Origin of the sequence: Methylomonas defluvii (assembly GCF_033949435.1) — a bacterium.
GTDB lineage: Bacteria > Pseudomonadota > Gammaproteobacteria > Methylococcales > Methylomonadaceae > Methylomonas > Methylomonas defluvii.
Genome location: NZ_JAXARY010000018.1, coordinates 58,483 through 83,786, shown reverse-complemented (window position 1 = coordinate 83,786; position 25,304 = coordinate 58,483). Strand labels below are relative to the sequence as shown.

29 protein-coding genes are annotated in these 25,304 nt (G+C 50.8%); 7 read left to right on the top strand and 22 right to left on the bottom strand.

What is annotated here, in order from left to right; genetic code table 11:
* Positions 1–5 precede the first annotated feature (5 nt).
* The 3 genes from QLH52_RS17990 to QLH52_RS17980 all read right to left on the bottom strand — a co-directional run bounded on the left by QLH52_RS17990 (position 6) and on the right by QLH52_RS17980 (position 2,936).
* Entirely contained in the window at positions 6–956 is a 951-nt protein-coding gene (locus tag QLH52_RS17990) for a glycosyltransferase (protein WP_051669954.1), read from the bottom strand.
* A gap of 296 nt (positions 957–1,252) precedes the next feature.
* Positions 1,253–1,924: a zf-TFIIB domain-containing protein gene (locus QLH52_RS17985; RefSeq protein ID WP_205450423.1), complete on the bottom strand. Its 672-nt coding sequence runs from the start codon at positions 1,922–1,924 to the stop codon at positions 1,253–1,255.
* 1 nt (position 1,925) lies between these two features.
* Positions 1,926–2,936 (bottom strand): SPFH domain-containing protein, encoded by a 1,011-nt coding sequence (locus QLH52_RS17980; protein WP_205450424.1) that lies wholly within the window; start codon positions 2,934–2,936, stop codon positions 1,926–1,928.
* Between the two features lie 80 nt (positions 2,937–3,016).
* Between QLH52_RS17980 and QLH52_RS17975 the strand changes: the two genes are divergently transcribed.
* On the top strand, positions 3,017–3,553 hold the full coding sequence (locus QLH52_RS17975; RefSeq protein ID WP_205450425.1) for a gamma carbonic anhydrase family protein: 537 nt from the start codon (positions 3,017–3,019) through the stop codon (positions 3,551–3,553).
* Between the two features lie 100 nt (positions 3,554–3,653).
* Here QLH52_RS17975 and QLH52_RS17970 read toward each other — a convergent pair whose 3' ends face one another.
* Positions 3,654–4,193 (bottom strand): copper resistance protein NlpE, encoded by a 540-nt coding sequence (locus QLH52_RS17970; RefSeq protein ID WP_033156563.1) that lies wholly within the window; start codon positions 4,191–4,193, stop codon positions 3,654–3,656.
* A 271-nt stretch (positions 4,194–4,464) separates the two neighbouring features.
* Between QLH52_RS17970 and QLH52_RS17965 the strand changes: the two genes are divergently transcribed.
* Positions 4,465–4,758, top strand: coding sequence for a hypothetical protein (locus QLH52_RS17965; protein ID WP_319962460.1), 294 nt, complete (start codon positions 4,465–4,467; stop codon positions 4,756–4,758).
* 11 nt (positions 4,759–4,769) lie between these two features.
* On the top strand, positions 4,770–4,955 hold the full coding sequence (locus QLH52_RS17960; RefSeq protein ID WP_033156565.1) for a hypothetical protein: 186 nt from the start codon (positions 4,770–4,772) through the stop codon (positions 4,953–4,955).
* Between the two features lie 46 nt (positions 4,956–5,001).
* On the opposite strand, the gene QLH52_RS17955 is transcribed toward QLH52_RS17960, so the two are convergent.
* Genes QLH52_RS17955 through QLH52_RS17925 form a run of 7 tightly spaced genes read right to left on the bottom strand, consistent with a single transcriptional unit; the run spans position 5,002 to position 10,781 of the window.
* The gene (locus QLH52_RS17955; RefSeq protein WP_319962459.1) at positions 5,002–5,424 is read right to left on the bottom strand and encodes a hypothetical protein; all 423 of its coding nucleotides are present in this window, start codon (positions 5,422–5,424) and stop codon (positions 5,002–5,004) included.
* Entirely contained in the window at positions 5,409–5,840 is a 432-nt protein-coding gene (locus QLH52_RS17950; protein ID WP_319962458.1) for a YcgN family cysteine cluster protein, read from the bottom strand. Before QLH52_RS17950 ends, QLH52_RS17955 begins: the two co-directional genes overlap by 16 nt.
* A gap of 4 nt (positions 5,841–5,844) precedes the next feature.
* Positions 5,845–6,807: a permease-like cell division protein FtsX gene (gene ftsX / locus QLH52_RS17945; RefSeq protein WP_033156567.1), complete on the bottom strand. Its 963-nt coding sequence runs from the start codon at positions 6,805–6,807 to the stop codon at positions 5,845–5,847.
* Positions 6,808–6,809: 2 nt separating this feature from the next.
* Positions 6,810–7,466 (bottom strand): cell division ATP-binding protein FtsE, encoded by a 657-nt coding sequence (gene ftsE / locus QLH52_RS17940; protein ID WP_033156568.1) that lies wholly within the window; start codon positions 7,464–7,466, stop codon positions 6,810–6,812.
* Between the two features lie 19 nt (positions 7,467–7,485).
* Positions 7,486–9,453 carry a signal recognition particle-docking protein FtsY gene (gene ftsY, locus QLH52_RS17935; RefSeq protein WP_319962457.1) on the bottom strand — a complete coding sequence of 656 codons (1,968 nt, stop codon included), beginning with the start codon at positions 9,451–9,453 and terminating at the stop codon, positions 7,486–7,488.
* A gap of 4 nt (positions 9,454–9,457) precedes the next feature.
* Positions 9,458–10,045: a hypothetical protein gene (locus QLH52_RS17930; protein WP_319962456.1), complete on the bottom strand. Its 588-nt coding sequence runs from the start codon at positions 10,043–10,045 to the stop codon at positions 9,458–9,460.
* A complete protein-coding gene (locus tag QLH52_RS17925; protein ID WP_319962455.1) occupies positions 10,038–10,781 on the bottom strand; it encodes an SURF1 family protein in 744 nt (247 codons plus the stop codon). The genes QLH52_RS17930 and QLH52_RS17925 overlap by 8 nt, the downstream gene beginning before the upstream one ends.
* On the opposite strand from QLH52_RS17925, the gene QLH52_RS17920 reads away from it, so the two are divergent.
* Positions 10,774–11,127 carry a twin transmembrane helix small protein gene (locus QLH52_RS17920; RefSeq protein WP_319962454.1) on the top strand — a complete coding sequence of 118 codons (354 nt, stop codon included), beginning with the start codon at positions 10,774–10,776 and terminating at the stop codon, positions 11,125–11,127. The genes QLH52_RS17925 and QLH52_RS17920 overlap by 8 nt on opposite strands.
* A gap of 63 nt (positions 11,128–11,190) precedes the next feature.
* Here the strand turns inward: QLH52_RS17920 and QLH52_RS17915 are convergent, their stop codons facing one another.
* The 10 genes from QLH52_RS17915 to bioB form a co-directional block, all read right to left on the bottom strand.
* Complete coding sequence (locus QLH52_RS17915) at positions 11,191–12,066, bottom strand: cytochrome c oxidase subunit 3 (RefSeq protein ID WP_319962453.1); 876 nt, start codon at positions 12,064–12,066, stop codon at positions 11,191–11,193.
* Between the two features lie 11 nt (positions 12,067–12,077).
* Complete coding sequence (locus tag QLH52_RS17910; protein WP_205450427.1) at positions 12,078–12,620, bottom strand: cytochrome c oxidase assembly protein; 543 nt, start codon at positions 12,618–12,620, stop codon at positions 12,078–12,080.
* A gap of 155 nt (positions 12,621–12,775) precedes the next feature.
* Positions 12,776–14,392 (bottom strand): cytochrome c oxidase subunit I, encoded by a 1,617-nt coding sequence (gene ctaD, locus QLH52_RS17905; protein WP_033156574.1) that lies wholly within the window; start codon positions 14,390–14,392, stop codon positions 12,776–12,778.
* 53 nt (positions 14,393–14,445) lie between these two features.
* Complete coding sequence (gene coxB / locus QLH52_RS17900; RefSeq protein WP_033156575.1) at positions 14,446–15,576, bottom strand: cytochrome c oxidase subunit II; 1,131 nt, start codon at positions 15,574–15,576, stop codon at positions 14,446–14,448.
* Positions 15,577–15,829: 253 nt separating this feature from the next.
* Positions 15,830–16,225, bottom strand: a complete 396-nt coding sequence (locus QLH52_RS17895; RefSeq protein WP_033156576.1) for a bacteriohemerythrin — start codon at positions 16,223–16,225, stop codon at positions 15,830–15,832.
* Between the two features lie 54 nt (positions 16,226–16,279).
* The gene (bioD, locus tag QLH52_RS17890) at positions 16,280–16,975 is read right to left on the bottom strand and encodes a dethiobiotin synthase (RefSeq protein WP_319962452.1); all 696 of its coding nucleotides are present in this window, start codon (positions 16,973–16,975) and stop codon (positions 16,280–16,282) included.
* Positions 16,972–17,760: a malonyl-ACP O-methyltransferase BioC gene (bioC, locus tag QLH52_RS17885; RefSeq protein WP_319962451.1), complete on the bottom strand. Its 789-nt coding sequence runs from the start codon at positions 17,758–17,760 to the stop codon at positions 16,972–16,974. Before bioC ends, bioD begins: the two co-directional genes overlap by 4 nt.
* Positions 17,757–18,518: a pimeloyl-ACP methyl ester esterase BioH gene (gene bioH, locus QLH52_RS17880; protein ID WP_319962450.1), complete on the bottom strand. Its 762-nt coding sequence runs from the start codon at positions 18,516–18,518 to the stop codon at positions 17,757–17,759. Before bioH ends, bioC begins: the two co-directional genes overlap by 4 nt.
* Positions 18,515–19,675 carry an 8-amino-7-oxononanoate synthase gene (gene bioF, locus QLH52_RS17875; protein WP_319962449.1) on the bottom strand — a complete coding sequence of 387 codons (1,161 nt, stop codon included), beginning with the start codon at positions 19,673–19,675 and terminating at the stop codon, positions 18,515–18,517. Before bioF ends, bioH begins: the two co-directional genes overlap by 4 nt.
* Positions 19,675–20,664 (bottom strand): biotin synthase BioB, encoded by a 990-nt coding sequence (gene bioB, locus QLH52_RS17870; protein WP_319962448.1) that lies wholly within the window; start codon positions 20,662–20,664, stop codon positions 19,675–19,677. Before bioB ends, bioF begins: the two co-directional genes overlap by 1 nt.
* Before the next feature lie 70 nt (positions 20,665–20,734).
* Between bioB and QLH52_RS17865 the strand changes: the two genes are divergently transcribed.
* Positions 20,735–21,436, top strand: a complete 702-nt coding sequence (locus QLH52_RS17865) for a ComF family protein (protein WP_319962447.1) — start codon at positions 20,735–20,737, stop codon at positions 21,434–21,436.
* Positions 21,437–21,445: 9 nt separating this feature from the next.
* On the opposite strand, the gene QLH52_RS17860 is transcribed toward QLH52_RS17865, so the two are convergent.
* The gene (locus tag QLH52_RS17860; protein WP_319962446.1) at positions 21,446–23,047 is read right to left on the bottom strand and encodes a nucleotide-binding protein; all 1,602 of its coding nucleotides are present in this window, start codon (positions 23,045–23,047) and stop codon (positions 21,446–21,448) included.
* A 226-nt stretch (positions 23,048–23,273) separates the two neighbouring features.
* On the opposite strand from QLH52_RS17860, the gene QLH52_RS17855 reads away from it, so the two are divergent.
* Together QLH52_RS17855 and QLH52_RS17850 are read left to right on the top strand one after the other, a co-directional pair.
* Positions 23,274–23,810, top strand: a complete 537-nt coding sequence (locus QLH52_RS17855) for a flavoprotein (RefSeq protein ID WP_319962445.1) — start codon at positions 23,274–23,276, stop codon at positions 23,808–23,810.
* Positions 23,807–25,201, top strand: a complete 1,395-nt coding sequence (locus QLH52_RS17850) for a DUF6513 domain-containing protein (protein ID WP_319962444.1) — start codon at positions 23,807–23,809, stop codon at positions 25,199–25,201. Before QLH52_RS17855 ends, QLH52_RS17850 begins: the two co-directional genes overlap by 4 nt.
* The last annotated feature ends 103 nt before the right edge of the window (positions 25,202–25,304 follow it).

Sequence of the window (25,304 nt, the reverse complement as noted above, 5' to 3'; positions counted from 1 at the left end):
ACAACCTATGCCTGACTTCTGCTGTTTGTCATATACCACATGCGCTTTTGTTCGAGGCGGCCGCGGGCGACGCTATCCAGAATCAAACCGCAAACAGTGAATATGCCAGCCAATAGCACTATGCCTGTTGCCAGAATAGCGGTGGGAAATCTCGGTACCAAGCCAGTATCTAAATATGTCAGCAATAGCGGCAGAGCCAGAACCAGCGCAATCAGAATCAGGCCCATCGCAAGCACGCCAAAAAAACGCGCCGGACGAATTTCTTTGAACAATATCAGAAAGGTAAACAGTATTCTGAACGCATCCCGAACCGTACGCAGTTTGCTGGCGGAGCCCTCTAGGCGCGCGCCGTAATCGGTGGGCATTTCCGCGATGGGCATGCGCAATTGACTGGCATGAACGGACATTTCGGTTTCTATCTCGAAACCGCTGGATATCGCCGGAAAACTTTTTACGAAGCGCCGCGAAAATACTCGATAGCCGGAAAAAATGTCCGTAAACAGCGGCCCGAAAAGACTGCGGTACATCGCATTAAACAGCCGATTGCCAAAACCATGGCCGGCCCTATGGGCATTTTCGAATACGTTACGCCGGGTACCTACAACCATATCCAAATGTTCGTCCACCAAACGCTGTATCATTTGCCCGGCAACTTTAGAATCGTAAGTGCCGTCGCCGTCGGCCATGATGTAGATATCGGCATCGACATCCGAAAACATGCGCCTGACGACGTTGCCTTTCCCCGGCCACGGTTCTGATCTCACCACCGCGCCCGCTAGAGTGGCCTCTGCAATTGTGTTATCGGAAGAACGATTGTCGTAAACGTAGACGGTAGCATCCGGAAGCTCTTTACGAAAATCGTCAACCACTTTTCTGATCGACAGCCCCTCGTTATAACAAGGCAAAAGTACGGCAATTTTGCCGATTTTGGAACCGTCCTGAGCATAACTATTCATCAACCATCCTTACTCGCTAAATATTGTTCTTGGGTATTTTCCGAGCTGTCAGAGCCGGACATTTTTGTTATTGCAACACCGCGGACGGGTGTCTTTGGTTTTTTAACGCGAATTCGAAACCCAACCTCAATCGAGGCATTTTAGGGCCCGACTTATCGAATAAGAATATGGCGGCACGGCGATTTTAGCAAGGCAAAGCACTCACACAGAAATCCCGATTGAAAATAGCGAAAAACCGACCTGCTTCGGCATTATTCAAAAAAATCACGGCCGAAGCGCAACTGGCGACACTAAAGTTACTCAAAAATCTTGAATATCACTTCGGCGACCGACGCCACTAAGTCGCCGTCGATGCTTTGTTCGCCATAGCTTTGTTGCGGGCGGGAATAGTCTTTCCGAAAGGCCTTTTTGAATTGCTCGGAACTGGCTTTTTCTTGTTTGGCAGTGATTTTTTGCTGATTCAAAATCTGGCCGCCGGCTTTTTTCCATTCCAGCAGATGACTGATTTGTCCGCCGTCCAGCCAAATACCATGGCTTCTGCATTGATCGATAATTACACCGCTGCGATAGCCGTAGATCACCCGATTCATTAACACCTGGCACACCGGGCATTTAAGGTATTTTACGGTGGCATTTTTCGGGTAGCGGTCCTTATTAATATTGCTCAGTAGTTCCAGGTTGACGGTAACCACAGGCGCCACCGCGCTATCCAGCAAGGTTTCTATTTCACCGGGATCGAAAAATAAGCCATAGCAATTGGCGCACCGCTCGATATGTAGGGAACCGGCGGCATCCAGACTAATGGTTTGCAGGCTTTGCGCGCATTCCGGGCAAACTCGCTCGCTGGTGGCATCGATGACTTGATAGTCGTGCTTGCCTAGCAAATCGATGTCGTTGCGGACGCCGCAATAACTGCAATACTGTGTGTTGGCAGGCAAGGGTGCGGAACAACTCGTGCAGTTGGCCATGCTAAAACTTATCCAATATTTGTTGTTTCTTGGCGGCGTATTCGGTCTCGGTTATTAGCTGCGCTTCGAATAGCTGCTTCAATTCGGTCAACTTGGCGACGGTTTGATTGCTATCGGCAGCAACCTGATTAGTCGTCGCGCCCAGCGACTGGGCCATACCTTGCCCCAAGCCGATGCCCGCGCCCATCCCCATCCCAAGCCCGGCGCCGCCGCCTTCGTTGCGAGCCGCATCGCGTAAGGCGTCCAACTGCTGCACCTTGGCATAATCCAAACCCACCGCTTGCGCGGCTTGCGCTTCAGCGGTCAGGTCGGCAATACGGTTAATGCGGCGCAAAGTGTCTTCATCAAAATCAGTACCTTCGATACGAAAATCACTAATGCTAAAACCCAGCTTGCGAAACACGATGGCCAGCTTAATGGCTATGCCGCGAGCTATTTCGTCGCGGTTGGCGTCGATGTCGGCAAAGCTATACTGACATTCCGCCAGATAGTCGGAAATGGGATTAATGATCCGCGCCGAAAGAATGTTGCGGAAATCGTCAATGCGCATCTGGTTATGGCTGCCGACGATATTGACGAAAAAATCGTTGGCATCGGCTATTTGGTAGCTGTAGTTGCCGTAAGCTTTTAAAGCGACCGGGAAATGATATTTCGGGTCCTGATATTTAATTGGCGAAGTGGTGCCCCATTTCTGATCGAGAATCTTGGTTTTGCGGAAGAAATAAATCCCCACCTTATGTTCGCTCTCGAAAAACTGCATGAATTTCTTGATCGTAGTCCAAAACGGCACGTTATCGGTTTCTAAATTGATCATGCATTGTTCTTCGATCACCGCTTTGACCTGGCCCTGATACACGAAAATACAGCCCTGCCCCGGACCGACGATTAATTTGGAGGCATTTTTGATTTCGTCGCCGTTTTCAGTCCATTGTGCCAACAACAGATCTGGATCGGGGTTTTCCCATTCGATAACCGAACGTAGTTGCCGTCTGATACCGTCTATAAATGCCATTACTACCCTCGCTGGACTGGAGAAGAATCGATTAATTGCGTAACATCGCGGTTTAATTATGGCAAAGAACCGGAGTTGCGGTGGCAATCAGAGCATATAAAGGCAAACAACCCAAGGTCGGCAAAAACGTGCACATCGACGAAGCGGCGGTCGTGATCGGCGATGTGAGAATAGGCGACGATGTATCGGTATGGCCGACCACGGTGATACGCGGAGACGTCGAAGCTATTACCATCGGCGAAGGCACCAACGTTCAGGATGGCTCGGTGTTGCATGTTTCCCACGCCGGCGACTATTCGCCGCAAGGCCATCCGTTGACAATCGGTAAAGGCGTCACTATCGGTCATCGCGCCGTAGTGCATGCCTGTACGATAGGCGATTATTGTCTCATCGGCATAGGTGCAATTGTGATGGATGATGCCGAACTGGGAGATTATGTGATGCTGGGTGCCGGTGCTTTAGTGCCGCCCGGCAAGAAGCTGGAAGGCGGTTATTTATATGTCGGTACACCCGCCAAACAAATCCGGGCTTTGACCGATGACGAAAAAGCTTTTCTGGAATATTCGGCCAAACATTATGTGAAGTTGAAAAACGACTATTTAGCTGAATTAGAGTAAATTTCATACTCTCTAGGCTGTATCGGCGCTTTGCATCCGACAGCCTATCATGTAACTAGCCGGCGTCATCTAAAACCGGCTAGACCCTTCAGGGAAGAGCTTAATGAATATGCACTTCCCGCGATTTGGATTTATCGCTTCTTGCCAGCGTGTAATCGTCCTGGTCGCCGAGCATGGGCGTACCGTCGCTATTCAGGTGTATCAACGTTCCTTCGTCTTTGATGCTGAATTTGCGATTCAGATCGCCTTTATTGGAGGTTAACGACAGTATGTGAGTTTTGTCATCCCAGTCGTACTTGCCTTTCTCGTAAAACTCTCTGGAAGAGGCTTTTGCGTATTGAGTGACCAATAAGTAATTGTTCTTTTGTTTCAAAGACAAGGTCATTTTGAAACCATCACAATCTTTTTCCTTGCAGGGCAAATAACCGTAAAACACGCCGCGAAATCCCTCGGTTTTGTCCGCGAGTTCCGCATGGGCGGAATGATCCATGTCTTTCTGATGAATCAATTCCCGCGCTTTAAGCGTTTTTTCCTGGAGTTGCTTATCGGATTCCGCCCAAGCCGGGTTTAGCGCCGGAAGCAATGCACCTAAAAAAATCACCGTCACATATTTTTTAATTTTTCTAGTCAATGTTTGCATATGAGATTTTTCTATTTCTGTGAGTAAAGTAATTGGACAAGAACAGCATCGAAGACTACCAGGATAATCGCCAATTTCAACTTCGCGAATATTTTATCGCCGATAGATGCTGCTTTTTCCAGACTTTTCAAATAAAGCGCCGTCGGCGTTTTACGCCAAATCGCGCCTGACCAGATTGGGGAGAACAGATAATAGTGCAAAATCCAAACACCACTTGCAGACAGTCTTTGCGAAAATAACGGCAAGCGCATAATATTGATACGATATTTGTTTGACAAGCCCGCGCATTTCTTTTATTGTTTCGATTCGCTACCATGAAGCAGCTCAAAAAAGCCTGAATCAGGTGTTTTCAATCCGTAGCTGCTTACATGGAGGTGTAACGCAATTCCTGGCTGATGCATTCAATGCTTTCAGCGAAATATTCGATCTGGCTCGACGGCGCGAGCATGCTATAGGTATCGGAGAAATCGCTAAGATTGACGTCAAATCAGTGCCGGCCCCGTTAAAGGGCGAACAGGTTTTTCAATACAAATTCGGTTCGGCACTGGCCGATTTATTATTATAAGAGGTAAAACCATGACAGAAGTAAAACAAGAAAAAGATAACTTCGTGTTGTATTTGGTGCTGGCTACCGCAGTTGTTGTTGGCGCCATCCTGGCGGTAAAAATGAGCGAAAACGAAAAATTTGCCCCCATCAAGGATCAAATTGCCGAAGAAAATCGCTTAATGAACATCCGAGTCATCGGCAACCGCGAGGATTAATATGATGAAAACCACTTTTATCGGCACCCTGTTAGCCTCTTTATTGTTAGCTAGCCCCGTCCAGGCTACCGAATATATTTATCGAGACATCATGGCGAACACTCTGGCCCCCGAGCACTGCCAAGTTGAGAGCAAAGCCAAGGAAAATGCTGCCAAAAACTACAATATCGACAGATTCAGCAAAAAATTCTGCCAGTCCCAAGGTTACGGCTGGCATGTCGACGAGGTAAAAAGCACTGGTAACACAGTTTGCGACACCTGTAGCAACCCACAGGAAGCAAAATGCCGTCAGGAAGATGTCGTAGTGAGTTGCAAACGAATTAAACCGGGTACGGTAGGTATGTTGCCCGGCAAAGGATAAGCTAAAGTCCACCCAAGGGATCGGTAATCCCGGCTTTTCCACACCTGAAGCCGCCGGAAAACGAAGTTGACCGGCGGCCCAGCCAGCCTGAATCAGGGCTGCAACCATTCGATAATATGATCTTCCAGATCGGTAACCTGCGACTCTTTAATCGCATAACTGCTGATAGACACCCCCGCCTCTTTCACCGACTCGCGAGTCCCGGTGATCAAGGGATGCCAGCTAGGCAACGCTTCACCGTCGGTTAACAAGCGGTATGCACAGGTTGACGGCAACCAGTTGTATTCGGCAAAGTCATGTTGCTTCAAGTCGATGCATTCCGGCACCAGCGTGCAACGCTCGCTATAACGAGTGCAACGACAGGTTTCTAAATCGATCAAATCGCACGCCACGCTGGTAAACGCAATTTCGCCGGTGTCTTCGTCTTCCAGCTTGTTCAAACAACACTTGCCGCAGTTATCGCACAGCGACTCCCACTCTTCCGTGCTCATTTGCGCCAGGGTCTTGGTTTCCCAAAAATTCATAGGCTTATTGCGGTTTTAGTTGCCTTAACTGATAGTGCAACACCGCCCAGGAACCAAGTACCGCCAGCATGGACGAAATCATCAATAGCAAAATAAACTCCGAGAAACTCAAAAACAGTAAGTCGAATGAACTGTTATACAAGGTCGATAGTTTCTCCACCGGCGTTTCCAGGATCAACAGCATGATAGTCATGATCAACCAACCGAGAAAACCCGAGATAAAACCCAGCCAGAAACCGGTGTACAAAAACGGCCGTTGAATAAAAGCATGGGTAGCGCCGACCAGTTTAGAAATAAACACTTCGTCCTGGCGATTCTGCAACTCCAGACGAATGGTATTGCCGGTAATGAACGTTACCGCAAACCCCAGTAACAGACTGACCAACATCACACCGCGGCTGGCAATCAGCATGATGGTTTGCAAGCGTGCTACCCATTGCATATCCACCTGCACGAAATCGACTTGCGGGAATTGTTTAAAATCGGACATCAATTTTTCGATGTCTTCGTTGCTTTCCAGCGCATTTTTGGGCACTACTTGAATCACGCTCGGCAAGGGATTTCGTTCCAGCGCATTCAACGCATCGCTGAAGCCGCTATTGGCTTTGAACTCTTCCAGCGCCTGTTTCTTGCTGATGAATTTGACTTCCATGACACTACCGTTTTGCTGGATTTGCTCGGCGAGTTTCTGCCCGGCCGCATCGGTAATGTTGTCGTGCAAAAACAAGGACATCTGATTGCTGGACTCCAGATTGCCGGTTAATTGCTGGATGTTGGCGACCACGATATAAAAACTGCTGGCCAAGGAAATGGCGATGGCCAATACCAGAATGGTCATGGTGGAAGTAAAAGGCGTGCGGCTCAGCCGGCCTAGACTGGAGAACAGTCCATGGGCATGGTTGAGCATATAGGCATGGAATAATTCCAGCAGCCTGCTACCGGTTTGTCTGCGGTGATTGCGTTTCATCGTCAACTCGCTATCAAATGACCTTTATCGAGCGTCAATACTCGATGGCCGAGATGATTAATCAACTCTATATCGTGGCTGGCTATCAACACCGTCACCCCGACCTGTTTGAATTGCTCGAACATGAACATCACTTCGGCGGACAGATCCGGGTCCAAGTTGCCCGTCGGCTCGTCGGCCAGAATTAATTTAGGTTTATTGACAATGGCTCGGGCGATACCTACGCGCTGTTGTTCCCCACCGGACAGGGCCAAGGGATGTTTCCTTTCCTTGCCTAACAGACCCACTTTATCCAGGGATGCCCGCACCCGCCGCGCCACTTCCTGGTGGTTATAACCCGAGACTACCAACGGCAGGGCCACATTATCGAATACCGTTCTATCGTTCAGCAGTTTGTAATCCTGAAAAATCAGGCCCAGATTACGACGCATGTAGGGAATCTTCCGTTCGCCGATGCGCGTAATATCCTGGCCATCCAGCAACACGCTGCCGCGCGTGCATTGCTCCATCATCGCGATCAACTTCAGCAACGTACTTTTGCCGGCACCGGAACGGCCGGTTAAAAATGCCATTTCGCCGCGATGCAAATGAAAGCTGACATCGGTCAAGGCTTCGCCGGCATCGGGATAGCGTTTGCTTACGTGTTCGAATCTCAACATGGTATCTGACTACTGCGCATCACTCTTGAACAAACAGGGCATCGACGAAGGTTTGCGCATTGAAATCCTGCAAATCGTCAATCTGCTCGCCCACACCGATAAAACGAATCGGAATATGCAGTTGATTAGCCAGCGCGAATATAATGCCACCCTTGGCGGTGCCGTCCAGCTTGGTCAAGGCAATGCCGGTCAGTTCTACCGCTTCGTTGAATAGTTTAGCTTGCGACAAAGCATTTTGCCCGGTGCCCGCATCCAGTATCAGCAATACCTCGTGCGGGGCTGACTCGTCCAGTTTGCCCATGATCCGTTTGATTTTTTTCAATTCGTCCATCAAGTTGGACTTGGTATGCAAACGTCCGGCGGTATCGGCGATCAATACATCAACGCCTTTGGCTTTGGCTGACTGTAAGGCATCGAAAATCACCGATGCGGAATCAGCGCCGGTATGCTGCGCCACGACTTGAATATCGTTACGCTCGCCCCAGGTTTGCAATTGCTCGACTGCGGCGGCCCTAAAGGTGTCGCCCGCCGCCAACATGACGCTATGGCCTTGTTGCTGCAAGCGTTTGGCCAGTTTACCGATCGAAGTTGTCTTGCCGGCACCGTTAACACCCACCACCAAAATTACGAACGGCCCATCTTGTTTGGGAATTTGCAACGGCAGGCTGCAAGGTTCCAGCATCGCTAACAAATTTTGCTTCAAAGTTTGGCTCAATAATTGGCCGTCGCTGAGCTGATCGCGCTCCAGACTATCGGTCAGCTGTTTAATCAATTGCGTGGTGGTTTCGATACCCAAGTCGGCCATCAATAATTGGGCTTCAATATCGGCCAATAACTCCTTCGTCAGCGCCTTTTGCCCGAATGCCAAGCTGCTCAGTACCCCGCCCAGGCCGGTTCTGGTTTTTTTCAGCTGAGTGGTTAAACGCAAATATAAAGAATCTTCGCTGCTTACCTGAGATACTTCAGCGGGCACCTGTTCGGTTACAACAGTCTCGACGGCTTCGAAGGCTATACTTTCGTCCTCAGTTTCAGTGCTATAACGGCTGTAAAACAAAATCCCCAGCAACGGCAACATCAGCAACGCAGCGACCGCATTATGCGCAACGGCCAACGCCAGAGGCAGCTGGTACTTGACGCTAAAAATCCCCAGTGCGATCTGCAGTAATAACAGCATACTGAGGATATTTCCCGCCAACCGCACCGGTTTTGGATGGCGTTCCGAAGTTGCGGACAACATCAAAGCGCTGAGCACCAGGAAAGTGAAAGCAGCCAAAACGCGATGCAATGCCTGTATTGCCATTTTCGCATCGGCGGAAAGACCGCTGTCCCTGAACAGATCCAAAATACTCAGATAATCGCCGCCCGGTAACCATTCGCCGTTACAGCGCGGAAAATCGCTACACGCTAGGCCGGCATAGTTGCTACTGACCCACCCGCCCAGCACAATCTGCGCCAGCAAGACCAGTATCGCCAAACCGGTAAATAGGATGGGGCCGGAACGAACCGGCCTTGCTTCAGCAGCCGGATTAAGCCGCAAATAGCTCCAACCTAAAGTCCAAAACGTAAAAAAACCCAACAACAGATGCGCGGTTACGACGCCGGGTCGCGTGCCGGATGTCACCGTCCACATGCCCAAACCGGCTTGCCCGGCTATCAACAGCAATACCAGAGTGGTCAGCATGACTGCAGGCGAACGCGGTTTTTCCCTCCACGCCAATCCAAACCAAACCAACACTAATAGCGCCAAGCCGCCAGCCAAATAGCGGTGGGCCATTTCTTTCCAAGCTTTTGCGGTATCCAAGGCATACTGCGGAAATCCAGCAGCCGCATCGGCTTTAAATTCCGCGCTGTCACTGACGAAAGCCTTGCCGTAACAACCAGGCCAGTCCGGGCAACCCAAGCCGGCGTGGGTTAAGCGCACATACGCGCCGACGATGATGACTAGCAGCGCCAACAACGCGCAGCACAGGGTTAATTTTCTGAACATATTTCTAACCGATTTGTGAAATTCTGAGTAACTTGCTTAAGTCGCTTTTGACTTGGTAAGGATCGTAGCCCGGAGCGTATTGCATCATCAGATTTCCTAGTGGGTCCATAATGATCAGCATGCCCTCCGGCAAAGGCTGCACATTTAATTGTTTTAATTTTTCCTGCAACGAGACAGCTGGCAAGGCTTTTAATAAACGCCCGTCATCACGCCATTCTGGTGGTAGCTGATAACTTTGGTCGAACAGCACCGCCAAACGTCGGATCCGGGCAATATCCTTCCCCATCATTAATGTCAGTTGATGAGTTTTATACAAGGCATCGCGACATGTCTCCTCGCAATTCTTCGGCACCAGATTCACTAACACCCAATGGCCTTTCAACTCCTGCATGTTTTGGGTGGAAAATGTATCGTAGCCGGAAAATTCATCGGCGGAGGTAACTTGCGGTGGATTGATCAGCGCGCCATTGTTGGTGCCTAATTTAACTATCTCGGGATTTTTTGCCAAAAACCAAGCAAACCCAAAGGGCACGATGGACATGGCAAATATCACTATGATGGTGATGCGGTTTTTTTTATATTGATTATCCACGGTGTATTTTTCGACTACTAATCCAAATAAATAGGGCTGTTAAGGTCAGCGCTAAGCCGAACCATTGTACTGCATAGGCCCTATGTTTTTCAGGTGGGATTGCCACAGCAATCTTCCATTGCCGTTGATAGCCATCGGGCTGCGCCGAGTCGAGTTCGATCTGATAATCGGCCAACGCATATCCCAACCTATCCGCCAAGAGTTGGCTATCTATTACTTGTACTCTGACCGGCCAAGTTTCCCCCGGAATTTCCGCACCTTTTAATTTCAGACCTGGCTCAGGAAAACGGTTAATTCTGCCACGTACTTGCTGCGTCACAGTGCTGATACCAATGTCCGGCAAAACTTCGCGGGAAGCGCCTAACGGAATCCAACCACGGTTCACTAATATGCCAGGCTGACCGCTATCGGGCAAAAACGGCGTTAAAACCAGGTAGCCGGGTTTGCCGTTTAGCGTTTGGTTATCGATCAAAACCTGATGGTTAATATCGTAGTGCCCAGTCACTAAAACCGGTCGATAGCGCAAAACATCCTTATCTATTCCGGTTTGAGGCGTTAAATCCAAGGCTTCCGCGTTGGCAACATCTTGCTGTTGCGCCAGTAAAACCGCTTTCTGTTCGCCGCGTCCCAGTTGCCAAACCCCCAAACCGCACAACAAACCGAATAACAGCAGGTATCCGCTTAATGCGAGTAATGAACAACGGAATTCGATACCCCGCATACTAAATTTGATCATCGGTGACTGCTCCTCGGTGGATATGTGCTATTGGCAAGCGTACCTGAATCGCCGAGAATGCAGGTTTTTATTTATTATTGCCGCCATGCTCATCAAAACGCTCACTATCGTCGCATTCCTGGCCATCGTCATCAGCCTCGGGTCCGCGCTGTTTCATATTGTCAAACACAAGGAAGACAGCGATTCGGCCAAGACCGCCAAGGCATTAACCATGCGTATCGGTCTCTCGCTGGCCTTATTCGTCCTACTTTTCATCGCGTACGCCACAGGCATGGTTCAACCCCACGGCATCGGTGCCCGCATGCATGCCAACCAAAATCCAGCAACTGCAACGTCAAACCCTTAAAAATCGACAAAAAAAAAGCGCGATCCGCAAAGACCGCGCTTTTTCCGGTTTGATTAACAGCTGTTACATCATGTAAACAAACACGAACAGACCCAACCAGACCACGTCGACAAAATGCCAGTACCAAGCGGCTGCTTCAAAGGCAAAGTGGTTTTCCGGCGTGAAATGACCTTTCCAGCTTCTGAACAACACGACCGATAAAATAATTGCGCCGACACAGACATGGAAACCGTGAAAACCGGTCAACATAAAAAAGGTTGAACCGTAGATGCCCGAACCCAGAGTCAAACCCATTTCATGGTAGGCTTCGTAATACTCAGTTGCTTGAAATCCCACGAACAAAAAGCCCAAACCAACAGTAGCGATCAAACCTTTGATCAGTTGATCGCGATTTTTTGCTAACAAACCGTGATGCGCCCAAGTACAAGTTACACCGCTGGACAACAGCAACAAGGTATTCAGAAACGGTAAACCAAACGCACCCATCGGTTCGAAATCACCACCTACTTTACCGGGACCGTTGGTAGGCCAAACCGATTGAAAAGCCGGCCACAAAGTATCGTGTGTCGAACGGCCCGGCCCGCTTGGAAAGCCGGTTTCACCCAGCCAAGACACGGACAAATTACGTGTGTACCAAAGTGCACCAAAGAAAACGGCAAAAAACATGACTTCGGAAAAAATGAACCACATCATGCCCATCCGATAAGAAATACCGACGCCGTGGTTGTACATACCGGATTCGCTCTCGGTGGATTGCAAGGCAAACCACAACCCCAGCATCACCAAAAAAATTACGAAACCGGTCAACATCATGCCGGAACCAATCGACGAACCGTTCAGATGATTAGCAAACCCCGCCAGCGTCATCATCAAACCGCCGGTAGCCAAAACCGGCCATACGGCTTTATGCGGTATGTAATAACTATCGTGTGTAGACATATCCTTCCCCTCTATTTTTTACTGATGTTAGTGTTATCAAAAAAAGTGTATGCAAGCGTGACGGTCTTATAGCGTTCGGGTAACGCCGGCTCTACAACGAAACGGACCGGCATGGTTTTTTCTTCGTTTGCTGCAAAAGTTTGTTCAGAAAAGCAAAAACACTGAGTCTTTTTAAAAAACTCTGCCGCCAAGCCGGGAGTAATACTAGGTATCGCTTGGGCAATCATCGGCTTGTTAGTGGTATTTTTGGCATAAAAATTAACGGTGTAGTATTCACCGGGATGCACTTTCATGCTTTTCACTTCTGAACGGAACAACATCGGAGTGGACTCGTTTAAGGACGTGAGAAACTCGACAGTCACCTCCCTATTTTTATCCACCTGATACGCCGCCTCCTGAACCGCTTGACCTTCAACTTTACCGTTCAAACCGGTTAAATCGCAAAGCACATCGTAAAGTGGCACCAGAGCATAACCAAAACCAAACATGGCAATTGCGACAAGCGCCAGCTTACGGACCAACTTGATATTTTTTTGCCCAATATCGTCGCTCATTGCGAGATAGCCTTAATAACCGCAAATACGTATATCGTAAAGGCCACCGCAAACAACACCAAAGCGGTCAAAATGTTTTTCTTTTTTGTATCCATTTCATTACCCAATAAGCCATGTCAAATGACATGGCTTATTTCAGTCACTCATTTCAAGCCTTAAAAATGCTCGGTAGGGATTCTCGCCGGCGGTGTGCTGAAGGTGTGATAAGGCGCAGGCGAAGGCACGGTCCATTCCAGACTGTGTTTGCTGGCATCTTCCCAAACCTCGTCACTCACTTTTTCGCCGGTTCCACCGCGGATGGTGTCGATGACGATGTACACAAACAACAGCTGGCTAAAACCGTAGATAAACGCACCAATACTGGACACCATATTCCAATCGGCGAATTGAATCGCATAATCGGGGATACGACGCGGCATGCCAGCCAAACCCAGGAAATGTTGCGGGAAGAACAAGATGTTTACCGATACCGCTGACAACCAAAAATGCAGCTTGCCGATTTTCTCGTTGTACATATTGCCGGTCCATTTAGGCAACCAAAAATATCCGGCAGCCATCAGAATGAAAATAGACGCAGGCACCAAGGTGTAGTGGAAGTGGGCAACGATGAAATAGGTATCGTGGTATTGAAAATCTACCGGCGCTACCGACATCATCAAACCGGTGAAACCACCCATCGTGAACAGCACCACAAACGCAATCGAAAACAGCATCGGCGTTTCAAAGGTCATAGAGCCCTTCCACATCGTAGCGGTCCAGTTGAACACTTTTACGCCGGTCGGAATCGCAATCAGCATGGTGGCGTACATAAAGTACAACTCACCGGCGACTGGCATACCCACGGTAAACATGTGGTGAGCCCAAACGATGAAAGACAAGAAGGCAATCGCACCGGTCGCATACACCATAGAGGCATATCCAAACAGCGGCTTACGGGCAAATACCGGAATGATGGTCGACGCCACACCGAAGGTCGGCAGAATCATGACATACACTTCAGGGTGTCCGAAGAACCAGAATATGTGTTGGTACAACACTGGATCACCACCGCCGGCTGCATCGAAGAAGCTGGTGTCGAAGAATTTGTCGGTCAACAGCATAGTTACCGCACCGGCAAACACCGGCATGATAGCGATCAACAAAAACGCAGTGATCAACCAAGTCCAAACGAACAATGGCATTTTCATCAAGGTCATGCCAGGCGCGCGCATATTAAAAATGGTGGCGATCACATTGATAGCACCCATGATGGATGAGATACCCAACAAATGCACAGAGAAAATAGCGAACGGGAAGGATTTACCATTTTGGAAAACCAAGGGCGGATAAAAAGTCCAACCACCCGATGGCGCGCCACCTTCCATGAACAAAGTGCTGGCCAACAACAATACGCCTGCCACCAACATCCAGAAGCTCATGTTGTTCATCCGTGGCAAGGCCATATCCGGCGCACCGATCATCATCGGAATCATCCAGTTTGCCAAGCCAACGAACGCCGGCATGACGGCGCCGAACACCATCACCAAAGCATGCATGGTGGTCATGGAGTTAAAGAAGTTTGGATCGACAAATTGCAGGCCTGGCTCGAATAATTCAGAGCGTATAACCAATGCCATGGCACCACCGACAAAAAACATTGCCAGGCCGAATACCAGATACAAGGTGCCTATATCTTTGTGGTTGGTGGTAAATATCCACCGTAAAACGCCCTTCTCAGGGCCGTGATCGTGGTGATCGTGATGATCATCATGTTCAGCTACGACAGCAGTCATACTTTATACCTCAGCAAAAATTAGAAAATGAGTTCATTGCGAAAATCAGTGAATTACTCATCATCGTCCCATTTAGGTGTGATTTTATTAGGCTGAATCTCATCACCCACGTTGTTACCCAATGCCGGCGCGTTTCTGATGTAAGTGATCAGTTCGGCCAATTCGTCATCCGGCAATTTTTTGAAGGCCGGCATTTTGCTCGTACCTGCCTGAATAAAACCAATCAACTGATCCATATTGCCGGTGACTTTCGCGCTGCCTCGCAAAGCGGGGAACCAACCGGAGATGCCGTTACCATCGATCTGGTGGCAAGCCACGCAGTTTTTCAGATAAACAGATTCACCTTTTGCCATCAGCGTGTTGCGGGTTTGGTCGCTCAAATCAGGTGCTTGGTTCTGTTTCTCCAAAGTCGCTTTCACCCAGGCGTCGTATTGATCCTGTTCCATCGCCACCACCACCACAGGCATGAAGCCATGGTCTCGACCGCATAGCTCGGTACATTGGCCGCGGTAAGTGCCTGGTTTATCAACTGAAGTCCAAGCTTCGTTGATAAAACCGGGGTTGGCGTCTTTTTTCCAGCCCAGATCAGGCACCCACCAGGAGTGAATCACGTCGCCAGCAGTAAACAGAAAGCGGATTTTCTTACCGACCGGCACCACCAGCGGCTTGTCCACGTTCAACAAGTAATTGGGCACGTTACGCGGATCCATGGAACTGACCCTATGAGTTTTTTCGCTGGCCTCGTCTAAATGGCTTTCGAAATGCACGCCGCTATCCAGGTATTCATACTCCCAATACCATTGTTTACCGGTGACTTTAATGCTCATCTCTGAGTCCTGCACCTTGTCCAAATCGATTACGGCTTTGGTGGCAGGAATCGCCATACCCACCAGAATCAGGGTGGGAATGATGGTCCAGATGATCTCAACAGTCGTATTCTCATGAAACTGCTCGGCTTTATGGCCCTTTGATTTACGATGATGATAAATCGAGTAAAACATAGTGCCGAACACCGCGATCCCAATAAACACGCAGATCCACAGAATCAGCATGTGCAAATCGTAGAGCTCGTTACTGAGTTGCGTCACGCCCTTCATCAGGTTGAGTGTATAGTCCGCATGCGCAGTCCCCAAGCCTAAAGCCATCAGGACTAAACAAGCGAGCAGTTGCTTTGTTTTCTTCACGGAGCAGCCTCCCCATTGGTAGTTATAAACTTGTATGCGTTATATCTTCGTAATATCGTCGCAGGACCCTTTAACCGGCGAACAATTCCATTTACTGAGAATTATCATAAATTAACTGGGCAATTTTAACCCATGACTCACCCACAAACCAGAAGAGGTTTTCCCGTTTGTAAAAAATACACATAAAAAAGGCTTGGGAGCATCGCTGCTCGCAAGCCTTTTGTTGCGTAATAGAGACAGATTTATGCTGTCATTACTTCAATGCTTCAGAATACGCCATGTCGAATTTAGGAATATGGCTATCCAACCAGCTTTTGACCAATTGCCCCACGTCTTCGGTGACTTCGGCTTCGCCAGCATGAAATTTTTTCTGTAAATCCGCGCAGATACCGATCAACGCTTCGTGCTCGGCTTTGTGCCTATCATAACCAGCAAAGCCCTTTGCCACCATTTCCTTTTCTTCGTGAGCAAAGTGATCAACCACATAGGCAATCAGTGCATCCAGCGAAGCGCCAACGGTTGCGCGCGCGGCGCCGCCCGTGGCTTCATCGTACAGTTTATTCAGCAAACCGAACAAGGTTTGGTGCTCTTGGTCGGCAAATCCGACATTAGTGCCATATTGAGCCGCAGTCCAAGTAATTAAAGCCATATAACGTCTCCTGGTTGTTTTTGTAATGGAGTCGTCATTTTGAACATCTGCTCTTCATTTTTTTTGATTTACATCAACTTTTTGCCAGTTTGGCAAACTCAATTTAGCCGCCAACAACTCAAAATCACCGGCAGCCGAAAACGGCAAAATCCCCAACAGCGGCGCATCTATAAACTCACGCAGATAAGCCAGATTGCCGTCAAAACCCGGCATGGCCTGATCAATTTGCACGGCTATCCAACCGGCACAGAGCAAATCGCTCTGGCTTATCGCCGATATTGTCAAGCGCGCGTGATTGATGCAACCCAGCCTGACACCCACCACCAGAATCACCGGCAAACGCAAGGCTTGCGCCAGACCGGCGTTGTCCAAAACCCCGCTCATTGGCGAATACCAACCGCCTGCGCCTTCTACCAGCACCACATCAGCCCGTTGTTGTAAACGGGTAAATCCATCTGAAACAACATCCACTGAAACATCTACACCACCGCAAGCCAAATGGGGAGATATTGCCGCTTCAAAAGCGTAGGGGTTGATTTGCCGATATTCCAGTGGCACCGAAGCGTATTGTTGCATCAATAGCGCATCGGAATTTTTCAGGATGCCGTCATGCCATTCACAGCCGGCGGCCACCGGTTTCATTCCCACCGCACTCAAGCCTTGCATTTGCAGGCAACGCATCAAGGCAATCGTCGTCCAGGTTTTGCCGACGTTCGTATCCGTACCGGTAATGAAAAACGCGGATTTCATAAGCTGGCCCGCACGAAAATAATTTCATAGCTGGCCACTACTTCACCGCCTACCATACTGTTTTCGTAGCGCCGAATCATGCGCTGCAATTGCGAACGGGTGGTGGGTCGCCGATTTCTGGCATCGCTAACATTATGCGCCCCCAGGTCTTTTAGCTCATGCATCAAGGCCAGTACCGTGGGGTAAGATAAACGATAAATCACAGTATCCACATCAACCCGCCCAAAATCAGCAGCCCTTAAAAAACCGCCAATCTGCCCCCCACTATAAAAATCGTTAACATGAACAAAGTCGTCGACACCGGTCCAAGCGGCTTTCAGTTCTTTTAAGGTTTCCGGACCGAAGGTTGAAAATACCAGCTGCCCATCCTGATGCAATAATCGCCGCACATCGGCAAATACCGCCGGCAAGTCCTGACACCACTGCACGGCCAGATTCGAATAAACTTGTTGCAGACTGTTATCCGCAAAAGGTAGTTTTTCGGCATCGGCACAAACATATTCTACCGATACAGCACCGTTGTTCCGTCGCGACGCTTGCAGCATGGGCAATGCAATATCCAATGCCAAACAAGACTGATTCAGCCCATCTAACGGCAAACATCGCGTCAAAAAACCGGTGCCGCACCCAATATCCAGCACCCAGCCCGTTGCGGATTGCAACGGATATTTTTGCAGTAGGGCTAATCCCACCTGACGTTGCAACATCGCCGCCGAATCATAACTCCCAGCCGCCGCCGCAAACGAATGCCTAATTTTGGCTTTATCCAACACGGCAAAACTCATTCAGCCGCAGCAACGATGTCGCATAACTGCTGGGCGTGCGATAAAAAAGGCACATGTCCGGCATTTGCGAGGAGATGTAGTTTGACGCGCGTATTTAAAGTTTTTACAGCTTGCCCGGTTTGTACCGGAATCAAAGTATCTTTATCGCCTTGCATGACCGTGGTCGGACAGTGCAAGCCCACCACGGACTTGCGCAAATCGCTATTTTTCAGAATTTGCAAACCACCCTGCAACGCATCGCGCGCCGGCGCATCGCACTCATGTACTGCCAAGCGCAATTGCTGCAATAACTGCCGACTCTCAGGCAAGCCCTGCACTTGCAAACTCAAAAAGCGCTGCAAGGTCAATTTCGTGTCATCGCTAAGCTGGGCGACAAAACCATCCAACACCTCCGGCCTCACTCCCGGCCAATCGGCAGTCTTAACAAACTTCGGATTGCCTGATAACAAGAACAGCGACTGCACTCGGTCCGGACAGCGCGCCGCCATATCCAAAGCCACCGTCGCGCCCAGCGACCAACCTAACACGCTAAAGCGATTGACCGGAATCGCATCGAATAAAGCGGACGTAATAGCCGACAGATCATATGCATCCAAACCGGCACTGCGGCCGTGACCGGGCAAATCCAGGCAAATCACCTGGCGATGCCGAGCCAGTTGCCTGGCGAACTCGCGCCAAATGCCGCTATGCATCGCCCAACCGTGCAGCATGACCAGAGGTCTGCCCCGGCCGTATATTTCTCTATGAATACCGGTCATGGCAAAGCCTTGGCCAATGCATCCAGCAACGCATCGACCTGCTGTTCGGTGTGATTGGCGGAAAAAGTGATCCGCAAGCGCGCACTGCCGGCCGGCACGGTCGGCGGCCGAATCGCGCTTACCCAAAACCCTTGTTCCAGCAAGCGCTGACTAGCCACCACGGCTTGGCCGCTATCGCCAATCAGAACGGGTTGGATCGCGGTAAAAGAATCCATCAGTTGCAAACCTTGTTGACGAGCACCTTGTCGGAAACGGCGGATTAGATTTTGCAATTGTTCGCGGCGCCAGGACTCACTTTGCAACACCCGCAAACTGGCGCGAGTCGCCTCGGCCACAGCCGCCGGCAAGGCGGTGGTGAAGACATAACTCCGGGCTATTTGAATCAGCATCTCGATCAAATCCTCGGAACCGGCCACGAAGGCGCCGAAGGTCCCAAATGCCTTGCCCAAAGTCCCAATCAGAATGGGTACGTCATCCTGACTCAAACCGAAATGCTCGACAATGCCGCCGCCGTTTTTACCGAGTACGCCAAAACCATGGGCATCGTCGATCAGTAAGCCGGCATGATGTTGTTCGGCCAACTCGACCATCGCCGGCAGCGGCGCCAAATCGCCGTCCATACTGAATACACCGTCGCTGACCACCAAAGCCTTGCCGGCGGCAGTAGACAACTTGGCTCGTAAGTCCTCGACCTCCACGTGTCGATAGCGCTGAAAACGCGCCCGTGACAACAAACCGCCGTCCAACAGAGAAGCGTGATTCAACCTATCCTCGAGTACCGTATCGCCACGACCCAGCAAAGCAGAAATAACCCCCAAATTGGCCATATAGCCCGTGGAAAACAGTAAAGCTCTGTCCCGCTCGGTAAAGGCCGCCAATTCTTCTTCCAAAGCATGATGCGCGCTACTGTGACCGCAAATCAGATGCGCAGAACCGCTGCCGACGCCGTAGCGATCGACGCCGGCCTTAAACGCTGCAGCAACGTCGGGATGACTGGCCAGCCCCAGATAATCGTTACTGCAGAAATTGATCAGCTGCCGGCCATCGACATTCAGCATAATGCCTTGCGGACCATGTACAACCCGTCGGCGCCGATACAGGTTGTCCTGCTCCAGCTGCCGCAGTTCGGCGGCAAAATCGTAGAAATTGTTGGCCATTAGGCGTAACTGGAACCGCCCATCTTGACACCCAAACGTTCGAACAGTTGCTGGTCATGGTTAGTCATCGGATTGTCGGTAGTCAACAGCTTGTCGCCATAGAAAATCGAGTTGGCGCCGGCCAGGAAACACAAAGCCTGCATCTCGTCGCTCATTGCTTTGCGGCCAGCCGACAGGCGTACCCGCGACTGCGGCATTAGAATTCTGGCCACGGCGATGGTACGCACAAACACGATAGGATCCAGCGCTTCGGTGCCGTGCAATGGCGTACCTTCCACCTGCACCAACATATTGATAGGCACGCTTTCCGGATGCTTGGGCATATTCGCCAGTTGCAACAACAATTTGGCGCGGTCGGTTGCCGACTCGCCCATCCCGACAATCCCGCCGCAACACACATTGATGCCGGCGTCGCGTACCCGTTCCAGCGTATCCAAACGGTCTTGATAAGTGCGGGTCGTGATGATTTCGGAATAGTAATCTTCCGAGGTGTCCAGATTGTGGTTGTAATAATCCAGGCCGCCGTCCTTCAAGGCTTGGGTCTGCTTATCGCTGAGCATACCTAGCGTTACGCAAGTTTCCATACCCAGAGCTTTCACGCCCTGCACCATTTCCACGACTCTTTCGATGTCTCTGTCCTTCGGACTACGCCAAGCCGCACCCATGCAAAACCGCGAAGCGCCCTGCTCCTTGGCTTGCTGCGCGGCCTTTAATACGGCATCAACCGGCATTAGGGCTTCCGGATTTAAGTCAGAATCATAGCGCGCACTTTGCGGGCAATAGCCGCAATCCTCGGAGCAGGAACCGGTCTTGATGCTTAACAAACTGCTCACCTGGATCTCGTTGGGATCGAAATACACCCTGTGCACGCTTTGCGCCTGAAAAATCAAATCGTTAAACGGTAGCGCCAGCAAAGCTTCGACTTCGTGTAATTGCCAATCGTGACGGATGGTGGCCGTTGATTCCAAGGGTTTCTGGCTTGCAGACATTCTGATAATCTCCGAAAAGTGAGGACGAAACCGGCGTCGGACACCGACTCATCAACCTGTATTTAAAATTATGGTAAACAACTGGCTGAACATTATACAGAAGAAATTGCTGCCGCCACGTTGCGTGTTATGCGCAAGCCCGGGATACGGCGATTTGGATTTGTGCCTGGGCTGCTTGACCGACCTGCCGCGCAATCTTTCGTGCTGCTACCGTTGCGGAGAACATTTCGAGACCGCGATTGATATGCCGCAACTCTGTGGCCGCTGCTTGAAAAAATCGCCGGCCTTCGACGAGACCTATGCGCCGTTTTTATACCAAAGCCAGATGCGCTATTTGATAGGCCAATTAAAGTTTGCCAACGATTACAAAAACGCCCGCTTAATCGCGGCCCTGCTGGCCGAGCATATTGCCGATAGCGCGGAGCTGCCGGATTGTCTGTTACCCGTACCGTTGCATCCCAAGCGTTACCGCGAACGCGGCTTCAATCAATCGATAGAAATTGCCCGGCATTTGTCCCGGCAACTCCGCATTCCGCTGGACTTACAGAGCTGCGTTCGCCAGCGCGATACCGGCCACCAAACCGGCTTACCTGCCAAGCAACGCCGGAAAAACATGCGCCTGGCTTTCAAGATTGTTAAGCCACTGACGTTTCATCATATTGCAATCATTGACGATGTCATGACCACCGGCGCCACTGCCTCGGCGCTGGCCGCTACGCTAAAACAAGCCGGAGTTGGCAAGGTCGATGTCTGGGTTTGCGCGCGAGCCTAAAATACCGTCTCAATTATCCCGGATGGCCGAGGCTGCCAGCGGTAAACCAGAATTTTGCAAGGCATTAAGAGTAGTCAGCAATTTTTCCCGCCGCGAACCCAACAGCTGAAAACCGTGCATCAGCATCGTGATCTCATCCTGCAAATTGTGTTGATCGACGCCCATGACATTTAAAGCCTCGACCGTCGACGCCAGCGCCAACTCGTGCCGACTTTGGTAAGGCCGTTTAAAGCGGGTCTGAAAGCCATCCCGCAATTTTTGCAGCAATTCTTCGAAATGCTGTTCGGTGAAATCCTCGGCCTGCATGCGTTCCAGCAACACCTGTTCGGCGTCGAATACCTCGGCGTGAAAAGCCTGCCGATAAGCCGCGCATAATTGTTCCACCAAGTTTTTATGCTGTTCTTGCTGTCCTTGTAGCTGCGCCACCAATCGCGCCGCATTTTCTTCCAGGCTGAACATCGGCCGTTGATAACGCATCGCATGCAAAGCCTCCAGCGTCGCTACCAATTCAATCAATCTGGGCTCGGCATAATTTTCGGTCTCCAGCCAACGATAAAACAGCGGTTTGAAGGCATTCGGAAAACGGCCGAATTGCTCGCAGTAGGTTTCTACAAATTCGCCGATAAAGCGTTCCAGCGCCGGTTGGTCGAGCAGTTGCTGCTTCATCGCCAACAACAACCTCCGACTCAACTCACTGATACTCATTTCCGCTCTATCAGCAGGACTTAGCGAGTTAACCGGCTCAGCATCGGTATCATCACCCACAATTTGCCTGGTCGGCGTAGCGCTTAACAGCCTTTGCCAGTACTCCACCAACCCGGTACCTGCGGTTTCGCACCCGATGTGCTTGATAATATTATCCGCCAAGGCCAACAAACAGCGACTGGCCGGGGAATTGACGGCCAAATCCACTACCGACATCTGTAAAGCCACGGCTTTGGGCAGATTCTCGTCGCGAATCACAAAGCCGCCGTACTCCACTTTCAATTTCAAGCATTTTTCCGCCACGGCGGCAAACCGCCGATAGGTATCGGTCGCAGCCGGGTAATCCAGGGCCTGATTGACCACGACGCGCAGGCTGCCCGTATACTGGCGGGTATTCAAAGACTTCAGCAGCGCAAAGGCATCGGTTAGCGCCGCAGGATCACCGCTGACCACTAAAAAAGTTGATTGCGCCAATTCGATAAAGCGCAACAGCGTTTCGGTATGCATCGCAGCCGTGTCGATCAAAAAATAATCGAATTGCGTTTCCAGATCCGCCAACGCAGCCGCCAGCCTATGTGTCTGCTCGGCGGAGACCGGCACACCACCCATTAGATGCGCAGCTGACACGACGCCAACACCGTCGCCGGTTTTCAGCAACACCTCAGCAATGGCCTTTTCACCGCGTAACACCTGCTCCAAGCGATGTGCCGGCCGCAGCCCGAGCAAAGTAATGATATTGGACAAGCCGGTATCGACATCGACTACGCAGACCCGCTTGCCACGCAATGCCATTGCCGCCGCTACATTAGCCACCACACTGGTTTTACCGACGCCGCTCTTGGCACCGGCAAACACGATAATGTGCGGTTTTGATGGGCCCTGTTCTGAGATATATAAACTGTCCATGATGGCAATGAAATAGGCTGTTTAGGTCGCGTATAGATCGGCAAACCAAACCAGCCGAATTCGGGCAATATTGTAAGCCCAATCTTATAAATTCATGAATTCATACAACAAACCAAATTGTAAATGTCGACACATAAGCGACAGCCCGGATCGTATCGCCGGCGAATGGTCGATTAGCCACCTTCTTCACGTATAATGCTCTGTCCACAAAACGACTACACATGCCATGACCACACCGCGTCTCGCCTGGGCTATTACCGGCTCCGGACACTATATAGAAGAATGTCTTGAATACATGCTGACGCTGGATAATGTTGATTTGTATTTGAGTCAGGCCGGCGAGGAAGTCTTGAAAATGTACGGTATTCGCCTGGACGACATCCGCGCCAAGATGGCGGTATATCGGGATAAAGCCGCCTCGGCGCCACCGGTTGGTTTGTTCTATAAAGGTTATTACCACACCTTTGTCATGGCCCCCACTACCTCCAATACCATCGCCAAATGCGTGTTGGGCATCGCCGATTCGTTGGTCACTAACCTGTATTCCCAAGCCGGCAAATGCCGCGTGCCCAGCATCGTTTACCCTTGCGACACCCAGCCGGAGATTGAAACCACCGCGCCCGGCAAGAAAAAGTTCATGGTCTATCCGCGCCCAATCGACCTGGAAGCCACCGACAAAATCCGCAGCTTTCCTTACACCCAAGTGGTCGATGATGTCGAGCAGCTAATCGTCGCCGTCAACACGCGATTAGCCAGTCTATGACCGAACGCATCCTGTTCATCACCGGCCGACTGGCGGAGAAACAAGTCCGGCAAGTATTGGAAAAAATGCAGCCCGACTTTCAATACAAGGTGTATGTGATGGGCGTCACGGTGGCCGCGTTGATTACCAGCGACATGATCATCCGCCGCTTGCCGGACGCGCAAGGCGCTGACCGGGTGATTTTACCGGGCCGCTGCCGCGGCGACCTGGATGCTCTAGCCCGACATTTCGGCGTGCCGTTCGAACGCGGTCCGGAGGAAATCAAGGACTTGCCGCAGCATTTTGGCATGGCCGCCCAACATTACGACCTTAGCCAATACCAAACCAAAATTTTCGCGGAAATTACCGACGCCCCCAGCATCAGCGTCGAGGCAGTCGTCGAGCGCGCTTATTACTACCAAGCCAACGGCGCGGATGTGATCGACATCGGCTGCCTGCCCGGCACGCCGTTTCCGCATCTGGCCGATTGCATCCGCACCTTGAAGCAAGAAGGTTTCACTGTCAGCATCGATTCGCTGGAAGACGCCGATCTGCTGGCCGGCGGCCAAGCCGGCGCCGATTACATGCTGAGCTTGACCGCCAAGAGTCTATGGATTGCCGACGAGGTAGCGACCACGCCGATTCTGATTCCGGAAACCCACGGCGACTTGAGCACGCTGGATAAAGCCATCGAAATCTTGAGTGCGAAAAACCGCGCCTTCATCGTCGATCCTATCCTCGATCCAATCCACTTCGGCTTCACCGACTCCATTGTCCGCAATCATGAGTTCCGCCGCCGCTATCCAGAGGTGGAAATGATGATGGGCGTGGGCAATCTCACCGAACTGACCCACGCCGACACCTCCGGCATCAACGCCATGTTGCTGGGGATTTGCTCGGAGCTGAACATCAACCATATTCTGGCTACTGAAGTCAGTAAACACGCACGCCGCGCCATCAAGGAAGCCGACAGCGCCCGGCGCATCATGTACACCGCCAAGCAGCACAATACCCTGCCCAAGCATATCGCGCCGGATTTGCTGACCGTGCATGACAGCTCGCCTTTTTTGAACAGCCGTGAGGAAATCGAAAGTTTGGCCGCGGAAATTAAAGACCCCAGCTACCGCATTCAGGTCAGCAACGACGGCATTCATGTATTTAACCGCGACGGCCTGCACACCGCACAAGACCCATTTGATTTATACCCCAAACTGCACGTCGAAACCGACGGCGGCCACGCCTTTTATTTGGGTGTGGAACTGGCCCGAGCCGAGATAGCCTGGCAGTTGGGCAAGCGCTTCACCCAGGATCAGCAATTGAGCTGGGGCTGCGCCGCGCAAGGCACCGAGCCGGCGGTGGATTTACATACCTTCAAACCCGCCGGCAACACCTTAAAAAAGCACGAAGACTAAGCCGTTTGTCGGCTGCACTTGTCGTAAACTCGACAAAGCTTCAATCCATTTCTGCATTAGTCTCGCCAAAACCCCACTATTCCAGGCTCAGTTCATTTGGTAT